8 protein-coding genes are annotated in these 12,653 nt (G+C 53.7%); all 8 read left to right on the top strand.

Going from position 1 to position 12,653, the window contains the following annotated elements; genetic code table 11:
* Positions 1 to 963 precede the first annotated feature (963 nt).
* The 8 genes from Q0482_RS06710 (at position 964) to Q0482_RS06675 (ending at position 12,221) form a co-directional block, all read left to right on the top strand.
* Positions 964 to 1,722, top strand: coding sequence for a ParA family protein (locus Q0482_RS06710; RefSeq protein WP_297002744.1), 759 nt, complete (start codon positions 964 to 966; stop codon positions 1,720 to 1,722).
* Positions 1,715 to 2,581, top strand: a complete 867-nt coding sequence (locus Q0482_RS06705) for a ParB/RepB/Spo0J family partition protein (RefSeq protein ID WP_299144900.1) — start codon at positions 1,715 to 1,717, stop codon at positions 2,579 to 2,581. The genes Q0482_RS06710 and Q0482_RS06705 overlap by 8 nt, the downstream gene beginning before the upstream one ends.
* Positions 2,582 to 2,602: 21 nt before the next feature.
* Complete coding sequence (locus tag Q0482_RS06700; RefSeq protein WP_299144898.1) at positions 2,603 to 3,175, top strand: DUF4446 family protein; 573 nt, start codon at positions 2,603 to 2,605, stop codon at positions 3,173 to 3,175.
* Positions 3,176 to 3,778: 603 nt separating this feature from the next.
* Positions 3,779 to 4,732 carry a peptidoglycan DD-metalloendopeptidase family protein gene (locus Q0482_RS06695; protein ID WP_299144896.1) on the top strand — a complete coding sequence of 318 codons (954 nt, stop codon included), beginning with the start codon at positions 3,779 to 3,781 and terminating at the stop codon, positions 4,730 to 4,732.
* A gap of 780 nt (positions 4,733 to 5,512) precedes the next feature.
* Positions 5,513 to 6,850, top strand: a complete 1,338-nt coding sequence (locus Q0482_RS06690) for a tetratricopeptide repeat protein (protein ID WP_299144895.1) — start codon at positions 5,513 to 5,515, stop codon at positions 6,848 to 6,850.
* 736 nt (positions 6,851 to 7,586) lie between these two features.
* Positions 7,587 to 8,678 carry a tetratricopeptide repeat protein gene (locus Q0482_RS06685; protein ID WP_299144893.1) on the top strand — a complete coding sequence of 364 codons (1,092 nt, stop codon included), beginning with the start codon at positions 7,587 to 7,589 and terminating at the stop codon, positions 8,676 to 8,678.
* Positions 8,679 to 9,735: 1,057 nt separating this feature from the next.
* Positions 9,736 to 10,875, top strand: coding sequence for a tetratricopeptide repeat protein (locus Q0482_RS06680; RefSeq protein WP_299144891.1), 1,140 nt, complete (start codon positions 9,736 to 9,738; stop codon positions 10,873 to 10,875).
* Entirely contained in the window at positions 10,872 to 12,221 is a 1,350-nt protein-coding gene (locus Q0482_RS06675; RefSeq protein WP_299144888.1) for a GDSL-type esterase/lipase family protein, read from the top strand. Before Q0482_RS06680 ends, Q0482_RS06675 begins: the two co-directional genes overlap by 4 nt.
* The last annotated feature ends 432 nt before the right edge of the window (positions 12,222 to 12,653 follow it).

Raw genomic sequence — 12,653 nt, 5'->3', positions numbered from 1 at the left:
CCTGTCGGTAAGAAACACCACAGTGTGTCAACCCAGTAGGAAACCCTTCGCGAATCGTTTCCTATCGGTAAGAAACACCACAGTGTGTCACCTCAGTAGGAAACTATACGCAAACAGTTTCCTGTCGGTAAGAAACACCACAGTGTGTCACCTCAGTAGGAAACTATACGCGAATCGTTTCCTGCCGGTAAGAAACAGCACAGCGTGTCATCTCAACAGGAAACTTTTCGCAAATAGTTTCCTGTCGGTAAGAAACAGCATAGCGTGTCAACCCAGTAGGAACCTTTTCGCAAATAGTTTCCTGTCGGTATGAAACACCATAGCGTGTCACCTCAATAGGAAACTATACGCAAATAGTTTCCTGTCGGTAAGAAGTACCACTGCGTTTCATCTCAATAGGAAACCCTTCGCGAATCGTTTCCTGTCGGTATGAAACACTACAGCGTATCACCTCAATAGGAAACTATACGCAAACAGTTTCCTGCCGGTAAGAAACACCACAGTGTGTCACCTCAGTAGGAAACTTTAAGCGAATAGTTTCCTGTCGGTAAGAAGCACTATTGTGTGTCATTTCAATAGGAAACCTTTTGCGAATAGTTTCCTGTCGGTAAGAAGCACCAGTGTGTGTCAACTCAATAGGAAACTTTTCGCAAATAGTTTCCTGTCGGTATGAAACACCATAGCGTGTCAACTCAATAGGAAACTTTTCGCAAATAGTTTCCTGCCGGTAAGAAACACCACAGTGTGTCACCTCAGTAGGAAACTATACGCGAATCGTTTCCTGTCGGTAAGAAATACTACTGCGTGTCACCTCAGTAGGAAACTATATGCGAATCGTTTCCTGCCGGTAAGACCTGCGATTGTGCCATGCCGGACAAGAAATCACATTTCCTCATGAAATCATCGGCCGCTTCGCCCCTTTTATGTTATAATTATAGAGACTATCTATGAAAGGAAAAGACCATGGGAACTATCATCAGCATCATCAACCAGAAGGGCGGCGTAGGGAAGACTACCACCGCGGTGAATCTTTCGGCCTATCTGGCGGACAGGGGGAAGAAGACCCTTCTTATCGACGAGGATTCGCAGGGAAATTCCACCAGCGGACTCAGCAAATCCCTGGATTTCGACAAAAGCCTTTATGATGTGCTGCTGAATGACACGGCGCCGGAGGAGGCGGTGGTGAAGACCGCCGTCCGCAAGCTGCATCTGCTGCCTTCCTCCATTGATCTGGCAGGGGCGGAAATCGAAATCGCGCCGCTGCCGGATAGGGAGTCCCTGCTGAAGCGGAAAATCGAGTCCCTCCGGTCTTCCTATGATTACATTCTCATCGACTGCCCGCCTTCCCTGGGGCTTATGACCCTGAATGCCCTGGTGGCTTCCGATTCCATTATCATTCCCATCCAGGCGGAGTTCTATGCCCTGGAGGGGCTGTCCCAGCTGGTGAAGACGGTGCAGGTGGTTTCCCGGAAGATGAATCCCCGCCTCCACATCCTGGGCATTCTCCTCACCATGTTTGACGGCAGGACGAACCTGTCCCTCCAGGTGGCGGAGGAAGTGAAGAAATATTTCGGCTCCAAGGTGTTCCGTACCGTGATTCCAAGGACGGTGAAGCTGTCGGAGGCGCCCAGCTTCGGCGAGCCGGTGCTGACCTATGCCCCCAAGTCCAAGGGGGCCGAGGCTTACAAGAAGTTATGTCGGGAGGTTTTGAAACGTGAATAAGAAGAAATTGGGACGGGGTCTCGGCGAACTTCTGGGAGATGCGCTGGACGATAAGGGGAAAATCCTGGAGCTTTCCATCGATTCCATTTCCCCCAATCCCTGGCAGCCCCGAAAGGACTTCGATGAGGAGTCCCTGCAGGCCCTGGCGGATTCCATCAAAGAAAACGGCCTTATCCAGCCGGTGGTGGTGCGGCAGAAGGGGACATCCCTTTCCTACGAGCTGGCGGCCGGTGAAAGGCGCTGGCGGGCGGCCCGCATGGCAGGCCTTACGGTGATTCCTGCCATTGCTGTAGATTATGACGACCGTTCCATGGCGGAAATGGCGCTGGTGGAAAACCTGCAGCGCAAGGATTTAAACCCTGTGGATGAAGGCATGGCTTACCAAAAACTCATGGACGAATACGGCCTGACCCAGGAGCAGATTTCCGAAAAGGTAGGAAGGAGCCGTCCCTATGTGGCCAACATGGTGCGCCTCCTTGACCTTCCCGATGAGGTGAAGGGCCTTCTTGCCAAAGGCGCATTGACTGCCGGACAGGCAAGGCCCCTCCTTGCCCTTGGAAGCGGCGCGGAAAAGGTGCAGCTGGCCCGCCGCATTGTGAAGGAAGGGCTTTCTGCCCGGAAGGTGGAGGAAATCATCCGGCAGGGGAAAGATACAAAGCCAAAGGATCCGCCGCCGCCTGCCTATGCCTTCATGAAGGCGGTGGAAGAAAAACTGGGCCTGGCCGTAGGTTCCAAAGTACGGGTTAAAATCGGTAAGGGAAAGAATGCCCACAAAGGCACCATTTCCATTTCCTTTAGAAACGACGAAGAATTCCAGCGGATTGCGGATATTCTGAATCAAAGTCAGAAAGACAGATAGGTGGAGTTAGGGTAGATGATCATGAATCCCAATGCATTTATATATGCCGGCATCGGCATTGTAGTTATTCTCTTTTTATTTCTTCTTCTGCAGTACTTCCTGCTGAGGAACAAGCTGAACCGTCTTTCCAAGAAATATAAATACTTCATGAACGGCGAAGACGGCGGTTCCATCGAACTGAAATTGTCCACCGAAGTGCGGGAGCTCCGTGAAATGGTGGCATCCTCTGAAAATATGCTCCATCAGCAGGAACTTCTGGCCACCATGCAGCTCCAGTCCTTCCAGAAAGTGGGCCTGGTGCGCTACGATGCCTTCGACGACACAGGGGACAAGCTGTCCTTCTCCCTTACCATATTGGACGGGAAAAACAACGGCTTCATCCTCTCCTCCCTGGCAGGCCATGACACCTCCCGCATTTACGCCAAAAAAGTAGTGAACGGCCAGTGCCGGGAAGCCCTTTCCTCGGAAGAAGCGGAAAGCATCAATATCGCCTTGGACACCCTCATGCCGGACATGGCAGATGCAGGAAATCCGGCCCCGGCGCCGGAAAACCAGCCGGAGCAGCATAAGATCGATATGGCAAAGGGAAAGTAGAAAGCCCTGCTGAAGGACATGTAAAAGGGTTCAAAAGGTGAAGGCGGGGGCCTGACGGCGCCGGTATAAATGGCGCTTTGCGGCGAAGGAATCCCGTGCATAATAAGAACTGCATAATGAGAGCTGTCTCCCCCGCTTGCGGGGTGGCAAGGGAACACGATTCGTAGGGGAGCGGGAGCGACCTGAGAATCGTGTGACACGCTTCCCTATGGGGCGAAGATGGTGTTGCATATGAGAGCTTTATTGTGCCCCCGCTTGCGGGGGAAAGGTGGTGCCGCAGGCACCAAAGGGGGGCCGCCGAAGGCGGCCTATATACTCATCGCCGCGAAGCGGCGATACCACAACCCTCTGAACCCTCTGAACCTCTTGAACCCTCTGAACCTTCATGCCGCAGGCGTGTCCAATGGCGATACCACAACCCTTGGGCCCGTAGGGCCCATCAAACTTAAGAACCCTCCGGCCATGGCCGGTCAAACTTCAGAACCTTTTGAATTTTTTGAACCCTCATGCATTCGGGAATACATCAGGGTACGCAAATTGATAAACATATCCACCGGAATATGGGGATACTTCCGGCAGCTGATTTCATAAGACAGGTAATCCATGAAAAAAACACTGAACAAAGACACAGGAGAAGTGACCTTCTCCTTTACTGATAAAGAAATCAAAAAACTGAAAATCCTATCCCTGGCAGGGGCGGCTGTCTTTATCCTCAGCCTGGGAACGGCGGCCTATGCAGCCGTTTCCATGAGCTCCCTGAAGAGTGAAAACGAGCTGTACAAGAACCAGCTGAAAATGGCGGAAGAGAAAATGAATGCCCTCTCCGACAAGACGAAGACCATTGAAAAACTGTCCTCCCAGTTGCAGGACATGATTAAAGCCAATAACAACGGCGCAGGACAGGCTATTTCTACAGCAGGAGAAGGGGGACAGGGCGGCGCCTCCACCGTGCCCGATAAAGCGAGGAACGTCAAGGCTTCTGAACATGAAAATACGGTAGAAACGGAGGACAGTGAAATTTCTACCCCCGGTGAGCTCCTTTCCTCCATGCGGAAACTGGACAAAAGGCTGGACAGCCAGATCAAGACCATGATCGTCCTCAGGGAAAAGCTGATGAATGAAACCTATGGCATGCAGGTACCTCTGCTCCATACTTCCTCCACCACGCCGGACATGTGGCCGGTGAAAGGCACCATTTCCAGCACCTACGGCTTCCGTTCAAGCCCCGGCGGCATCGGTTCCACCTACCATGAAGGCATCGACATTGCCGTAGACTACGGCTCTCCCATCGAAGCCACCGCCTCCGGCGTAGTCACCCAGGCCGGCTGGGTAGGGGGCTACGGCAACCTGGTGGAAATCAAGCACGACGGAGGCCTTGTCACCCGCTACGGCCATAACTCCGCCCTTCTGGTCACCGTAGGCCAGGAAGTGGAACAGGGCACCGTCATCGCCCTGGCCGGAAGCACAGGAAACAGCACCGGTCCCCACTGCCACTACGAAGTCCGGATCAACGGCGACGCCGTGGACCCCACCTACTTCCTGCCGGGAAATTACTGATAAAAACGCAGCGCGTCATATGGACGGGCTGCGTTTTTTGAAATGTTTCACGTGAAACAATGGGGCCGCTTTGCTGTCGGGATCGGGACCTGGGCGGTGCTTTCCGGTATTCCCGAAGGTTGACACGCCCTTACGGGCGTGAGGGTTGATGGCGCCGCCGGGCCTTTGGCCCTGGGCGCCAAGGGTTCTGTCCGGGACCGGCTGACGCCTCCCGGACGGGTTGAGGGCTTCGCCCTCGGGAGGTATATAGTATCGCTGCGCTGGCGAGGTACGGCGCCTTCGGCGCCATTTTTTATACCGCCCTGCGGGCGTCGGAAAACAGGCTAACCTCGCTCCGCTCGAGGAAATGCATTCCCCCTTTGGTGTCTGGTGCCACCACCTTTCCCCCTCTTCGAGGGGGCACTATAAAGCTCCGTTATGCTGTGAGTTGCTTATGAAAGGACTGCTTTTCAGAGCTTTATTCTGCCCCCGCTTGCGGGGGAAGTCCGGCGCAGCCGGAAAGGGGGAGGCGAGCGTAGCGAGCCAATCAGCAGAATGCTTATCATGCCATATGACACAGAAAAGTAAATCCCGTAACGCTGACTTTATAAGCATTGCCCGAAGGGCAATCTGCCACCCTCAGCGCCGCAGGCGCTGTCGCCCCTTGAGTAAAAGCGATGCAACCCGCTGCCGGCAGGCGGCCACAACCCTCGGGGCGTAGCCCCGTCAACCCTCACGCCCGACAGGGCTTGTCCATAAGCCCATCAGCTCACTATTCCACTATTTCTAAAGGAGACCCCTATGACTGATACCATCGAACAAGCACAGCAGTTTCTTCTGAAAGGCGATTTTTCCGCCTCCCTTTCCATGTACCGACGCATTTATGACGAATCGGAAAAGAACGAAGACCGGGGCACTGCCGCCGGCATGCTGTCCCAGATGTATGCCTGCGGCATGACAGGAGAAGTGAATGACAAGCTGGCCGACGATTTCCTGGCCAAAGCGGTGAAGCTCCAAAGCCCTCTGGGCCTCTTCCTGGTGGAATCCAAAGACCCGGATATTTCCTCCGCCGAATTTGAAAAGCTGGTAAAAAAGCTGAAAAGGCTGGCGGATGAGGGAAATACCTTTGCCATGATAGAAATGGGCCTCATGTATGAACACGGCCATCACCGGAGGGTGAACCTGAAAAAAGCGCTGGAATGGTACGAAAAGGCCGCATCCCTGGGCCATGCGGACGCCATGGTGCGGGCCGGGTGGATCTGGGAAGATGGAAATTTCAAAGGTCACGATGACCATAAGGCCTTCCTCTGGTACCTGAAAAGCGCCGCCATGGCCTATGGAAACGGCGAATGCCAGCTGGGCTGCTGCTATCGGGACGGCATCGGCACCGGAAGAGACATCCGCCGGGCCCTCATCTGCCTTGAAAAAGGAGCTGACCACGGCTCCGCCGAAGCAGCTCTCCTGCTTTCGGAAATCTATTCCGGCGAAGGGGCGGAAGACGAAGAAGAACGCAGCCTTGCTGACAGGGAAAAGAGCTTCTCCTATTTGAAACTGGCAGCGGAAAACGGGGGCGATGAAGCCCTGATGCGCCTGGGAAATATGTATTACAGAGGAGAAGGGACAGAAAAAAATCAGGAAAAAGCGGAGCAGTGCTATAAAAAAGCCTGGGACGGCGGAAATCCCCTGGCCGGCACCATGCTGGGCCTCATTTACATCTACGGCTATGGGGATCCGGAAAGCATGAAAAAGGGCATTTCCTATCTGTACCAGGCATCCCGGGAAGGAGACCCCGATGCCTTCCGCGAACTGGCACTGTGCCTGCTCTATGGACGGGGCATGGAAAAGAATGAAACCCGTGGACTCTCCATGCTGGAAAGCCTTACAGAAGAAAATGAACCCCTCAGCCTCACAGCCCTGGGAAACTGGTACATGAACCGGAGAGAGCCGGACAAAGCCCTGCCATACTTCCGCAAAGCATCGGACCTGGGCGAACCGAATGCAGAATTCGCCCTGGGCTATTGCTACCTCTCCGGTACCGCCGTCCCAAGAAACCTCAGAAAAGCCCAGGAACTCCTCCAGCGCGCCGCCATGAAAGGACAGAAAGAAGCGGAAAAAGAACTGAGGACGCATTTTGGATAAAACAGTTTCCTGTGGGCAATAAACACCACAGCGTGTCATCTCAATGGGAAACTATACGCAAATAGTTTCCTGTCGGTAAGAAACACCAATGCGTATCATCTCAATAGGAAACCCTTCGCAAATAGTTTCCTGTCGGTAAGAAACACCACAGCGTGTCACCTCAATAGGAAACTATACGCGAACAGTTTCCTGTCGGTAAGAAACACCAATGGCGTCAAGTCGAATAGGAAACTATACGCGAACAGTTTCCTGCCGGTAAGAAGCACCAATGGCGTCAAGTCGAATAGGAAACTATACGCGAACAGTTTCCTGCCGGTAAGAAGCACCAATGGCGTCAAGTCGAATAGGAAACTATACGCGAACAGTTTCCTGTCGGTAAGAAACACCAATGCGTATCATCTCAATAGGAAACCCTTCGCAAATAGTTTCCTGTCGGTAAGAAGCACCAATGCGTATCATCTCAATAGGAAACCTTTCGCCAACAGTTTCCTGTTGGTAAGAAACACCATGCGTGTTACCACAATAGGAAACTATTCGCCAACAGTTTCCTGTCGATAAGAAACACCACAGCATATCATCTCAATAGGAAACTCTTCGCGAATAGTTTCCTGTCGGTAAGAAACACCACAGCATATCATCTCAATAGGAAACCCTTCGCAAACAGTTTCCTGCCGCAATGAAACACAGTGAAACTACACCGGACAGGAAACTGATTTCAAAAGAAAGGAGCTAAACCATGACAGAAGGAGAAAGCCTGTTTTTACAGGGAAAAATAGAGGAAGCCTATAAAGAACTGCAGAGGGAAAAGACCGGCCGGGCCTTCTACCTTTTAGGCCTTATAGAGCGGGAAGGCTACGGCCACAGGAAGGCGGACGAAGAGAAGAGCCGCCGTTTCTTTGAAGAAGGAAAGAAACTAGGAGACCCTCTCTGCGGCATTTCCCTCTTCCAGGGAGAAACGGGGAAATCCATGTGGGACACGGTGAACCAGGATTTCTCCCGGGTCCTCCTCATGGCCAACCAGGGGGACGTACTGGCCATGGATGAAGCAGGCCTCTCCTACATGGGAAACGGCATGATTCTGGACTACGAAGAAGGGGTGAAATGGCTGGCCAAAGGCGCCTTCTACGAATACTGGAAAGCCCTCTACGACCTGGGCATGTTCTACTATGGGCATAATATCAGCGACGAAAGGGAAGCAAAAGCCATTGCCTGCTTCTCAAAGGCTGCAGAATTCCATGACAGTGAAAGCGAATACATGCTGGGCCTCATGCTGGCCATGAAGGCAAAGCGGGAAGAAGAACTGGAAGAACCGGTTTCCTGGATGGAAAAATCCTGGGAACATGGAAATGAAGACGCCGCCCTCTTTTTGGGAAAACTGTACGAAGGAACCATTGATACAGCCGGTGAAATGGACCCCATACCGGAAAAGGCAAGAGCCTGGTTTGAAAAGGCGGCGGCCAAAGGAAACGGCGAAGCCCTGGCAGAACTGGCCTTCTTCTATGAAAACGGCGTTACCGTACCAAAAGACAGCAAAAAGGCGGCAGACCTTCTGAAAGACGCCGTAGGCTATGGCTATGATGAGGCGCTCTTCTCCCTGGCCCTCCATTATCTGGAACATGGAAAGGAAGACGAAGCCCTGCCCTACATGGAAGCCGCCGCAGCCAAAGGGGAAGAGAGGGCCCTCTACCTGGCAGGCATGATGTACCTCCAGGGAAGAGGCACGGAGCCGGACCGCCGGAAAGCCATAGACTACCTGAAAGAAGCAGCAGACCACGGCTCCGCCGAAGCGGTGGAAGAATTGCAGAAACAGGGAAAATATTTTATTTAGTGTACTAGTGTACTAGTGGGCTAGTGATCTAGTGGGGGAAATGGGACAGTGAGACAGTACGCAGCTTTCCGCTAACCGCTGCGTGCTGGGATGTATTCCCGAATGCCGGGAGACGACAGATGTCAGATATTCGGTATTCCTGAAAGCAAGAGGGGGAAGGCGCCTGGGGCGCCCAGGTTCTATCGTTCGTGTGCTTCGCACCGAACGATGGGCTTTCCCCACAGGGCGGGCTGGTTCAAAGGGGAGTATGTAAAAAGTTCTTAAGATTGACTGGCCCGGTGGGCCAGAGGGTTCTTACGTTTGACAGACGCTTCGCGTCTGAGGGGTGTGGTATCGCCTGACGGCGATGAGTATAAAAGCTGCCTGTCGGCAGCGAAAACCGTATAACCGCCCTGACGGGCGATAGAAAAGCGCCCCCCTTTGGTGCTGTGCAATGTGCCACATATGACACTGCAGGAAAGCGTAGAGAGGCCTATTCTCCCCCCTGAATAGGGGTGGCAAGCGAACACGATTCGTAGGGGAGTGATAGCGACCTGAGAATCGTGTGAGACGCTTTCCTGTGGAGCAGTCCGGCGTAGCCGGATAGGGGGTGGCCACGATAGTGGCCAATTCCCGCCGATTGATATTTATTTACAGATGAGACACTAACGTCATGCACCAAGATTCTTCACTGTGTTCAGAATGACCATGTTAGACGGGAAGGTAATCCCGTAACGCCCTTGCGCCCCTTGAGGCGGAGACCCTGCATAGGGGTCTCCGAGTCAGTCGAAGTTGGCCCTTATCCTGCACATAAAAGGACTTTCCTATGAATCGCCCGACCGATGCCGCAGGCGCGGTTGTTTGGTTTTCGCTGTCGCCGACAGGCGGCAATAAATCTCATCGCCCCAAAGCGGCGATACCACTACCTTCAACCGCCGAAGGCGGCTGTCGCCCCCTGAGCGAAGCGAACACAACCTTTTTACATAACCTGCGGCGAAGCCGCGCCCCTTTTTTACACGCCCTAGAGCTCATCAAATGCTATAATGAAAACAATTTCCACGAGAAACGAGGAATTACAATGACTGAATTGGAAAATGCTGAAAAATTATTTCTTGCCTACAAGGTCAGGGAGGCTTACCCCCTCTTCCAAAAGCTGGCGGAGGAAGGGAGCAGCCGGGCCCTTTATTTCCTGGCCCTCTATGAGCAGTACTACCTGGGGGTGGCTCCCTTTGCTCCCAAAGAAGCCGTTCAAAAGGCTTTGAAGGGCGCCCGGGCAGGGGACGGGCTCTGCGGCGTTTTCTGCATGCTCCATTTTGACCTTTTGAGTCATGAAGAGTTCCATGAAATCATGGACGCGAAGGAAAAGTGGGTTTCCGCCGCCAAAGAGGAAAGCGATGCCTTTGCCCTGGAAGCCCTGGGCTGCCTCAGCGTGGTGCATGGAGAAGAAGAGGAAGAGGTGCATACAGGCCTCCATCTGCTGGAGGCCGCTGCCATGCAGGGATACTGGAAGGCATGGAACGATCTGGGACAGTTCCATGACCGCCATGTGCAGGACAACAATCCTATCCTCGAAAAATACGTGGACGATAAAAAGGCCATTTCCTGCTACCGGAAATCCATGGAAGCCGGCTATCCGGACAGCATGAACCGCCTGGCCTATTTCTACTACTTGGGAGACGGCATGCCGAAGGATGAAAAGGAGGGCATCCGCCTTTTCAAGAAGGCTTTTTCGCAGGGACATCTGAAGGCAGGCACCGCCATTGGCATGCTGTATCTCTTCGGCGCAAAGGACAAAGACAAGAAGGAAGGCTTCCGGTATACGAAGAAGGCAGCAGAGGGAGGAGAGCCTACGGCCATGGGCAATCTGGCCAACTGCTGGTACTATGGCAATGGTACGAAAAAAGACCGCCGTCTGGCCCGGATATGGTATCAGAAGGCCTCCGACGCCGGCATGGATTCTTCCACCACCCAGCTGGCGGTGATGTACCATGAAGACGGCAATGAGGAAAAAGCCTTTTTCCTTTTTAAACAGGCCGCAGAACGGGGATACCCGGAAGCCATGGGCTGGCTGGCCGCCTGCTATCAGTACGGCTACGGTACCGAACCGAATAGTTTGGCCGCGGTGCAGTGGCTGGAAAAGGCATCTGCTGCAGGAAGTCAGGAAGCAGAAACAGCGCTTCGGTACCTTCACAGCGAATTAGAGGGAAATAATCCATGAAATTTCTGATTTCCTCTAAAAACTCCGGAATCCTTCTGGCCGCTGCCCTTCTGGCAGGGGCCCTTTCCCTTCCTGTTTCTGCAGAAGAAGGAAATATAGAAGACATGCTCTTCAAAAGCGCCCTGGCCGCCGGCAGGGAAGAAGGGGAGAGTCCTGCTCCCGAAGAACCTGTTTCACCGAAGGAAAACCTCATCCTCCTTACCTGGCAGGAAGATCCGGAATCCGTGCGCTACGAAGTGGAAATCTTCCGGGGCCTGCCGGACAATCTGGACAGGAACGAACCGGTGGAAAACCATCTCTATGACAACCGGCGCATTTATTCCAACCAGGTGCTGGTGGACCTGTCCGCCTTCCCGCCGGGAGAAGCGCCCCTCTACTGGCGGGTGCGGCCCATCGACGCCGACTGGCAGGGCATGGGTCCCTTCTCCTCTCCCATGGAAGTGAGAAGCACCATGAAAAAGGTTACAAGGAACGCCCCCTATCCCCACGTGTACCGCCCGGGCAACGGCTCCACCCTGCTCTATCCGGTCTATTCCTATGCAGGAAATCCGGGGGCCGCGAAATACGAAGTGGAAGTGACCGGTGCCTATCCGGAAAATCCCGACAGCAGCGAGCCTTCCAAATACCGGGTCTTCTCCAAAGTCACCACCCTGTCCAACGTGTACGACGACAACCCGAGAATCGGCACCTTCTACTGGCGGGTTCGGGGCATGGATGAAGACGGAAACCCCGTAGGCATCTGGAGCCTGCCGGAAAAGGTGAGAACCAATCCCGACGAACACTTCGAAGTGGGCATCTTCGGTGACAGCATCACCCAGGGCGGCGGCCACCTCTACCACAGCCCCGCCGACATGGCCTACAGCTACGTCACCTACCTGGACTTTCCCGCCGTCAATATGGGCAGGAGCGGCGACACCACCGAAATGATGGAAGACCGCTTCGACAGGGACGTACTGCCCTTCCATGTGAAATACCTCCTCATCATGGGCGGTATCAACGACCTCCGCATGGGCGCCGACCCGGATAAGGTCATCCACCACCTGGAAGCCATCCGGAAGAAATGCATAGACCACCACATCGTCCCCATCCTCTTGACCATCGTCCCCATTAACCCGGAAAACATCCAGAAATACTACGGCGACGTCACCTACAGCGGCTGGAAAGAATCGGTAGACAAAGTCAACGCCTACATCCGCACCCAGCCCCATATCGACACAGCCGCCCCCTTCTCCGACTACCCCGTCATGCCCGCCGAACTGGCCATGGACGGCATCCACGGCGACTGGAACGCCAAGCAGATGATTGCCGGAGAAATTAATCGGCATATGGGAGAATTCAGGAAATAGGGGATAGTGGGCTGGTGTACTAGTGAGCTAGTGTTCTAGTGGGACAGTGGGACAGTGAGACAGTGGGACAGTGAGATAGTGGGACAGTGAGACAGTAAGCAGCTTTCCGCTAACCGCTGCGTGCTTACCACCTGCCCTTCCCGCCGGATACCGTCATTCCGAGCACCAGCGAGGAATCTCGGTACGCGTCCATAGTGACTCATTAGTTGGTAAATACAAATCGGCGGGAAGACATCAGACTATCAGACTATCAGACGATCAGACGTCAGATATACGGTATTCCCGAAAGCAGGAGGGGGAGGCGCCTGGGGCGCCGGGTTCAAAGGGAGTATGTAAAAGGTTCTAAGGATTGACCGGCCCCATGGGCCGGAGGGTTTTTAAGTTGTGCGCCAGTTCGGCGTGTATAGTATAGTCTGGTGAAAGTCCAGACCC

The organism is uncultured Dialister sp. (assembly GCF_937959425.1).
Classification (GTDB): Bacteria; Bacillota; Negativicutes; order Veillonellales; family Dialisteraceae; genus Dialister.
This window is presented reverse-complemented; position numbering and strand designations above follow the sequence as displayed.

What these genes read in the sequence shown, in the direction of transcription:
- Q0482_RS06710 (WP_297002744.1), top strand. Translation starts at nt 964, where the DNA reads ATGGGAACTATCATCAGCATCATCAACCAGAAGGGCGGCGTAGGGAAG.
- Q0482_RS06700 (WP_299144898.1), top strand. Translation starts at nt 2,603, where the DNA reads ATGAATCCCAATGCATTTATATATGCCGGCATCGGCATTGTAGTTATT.
- Q0482_RS06695 (WP_299144896.1), top strand. Translation starts at nt 3,779, where the DNA reads ATGAAAAAAACACTGAACAAAGACACAGGAGAAGTGACCTTCTCCTTT.
- Q0482_RS06690 (WP_299144895.1), top strand. Translation starts at nt 5,513, where the DNA reads ATGACTGATACCATCGAACAAGCACAGCAGTTTCTTCTGAAAGGCGAT.
- Q0482_RS06685 (WP_299144893.1), top strand. Translation starts at nt 7,587, where the DNA reads ATGACAGAAGGAGAAAGCCTGTTTTTACAGGGAAAAATAGAGGAAGCC.
- Q0482_RS06680 (WP_299144891.1), top strand. Translation starts at nt 9,736, where the DNA reads ATGACTGAATTGGAAAATGCTGAAAAATTATTTCTTGCCTACAAGGTC.
- Q0482_RS06675 (WP_299144888.1), top strand. Translation starts at nt 10,872, where the DNA reads ATGAAATTTCTGATTTCCTCTAAAAACTCCGGAATCCTTCTGGCCGCT.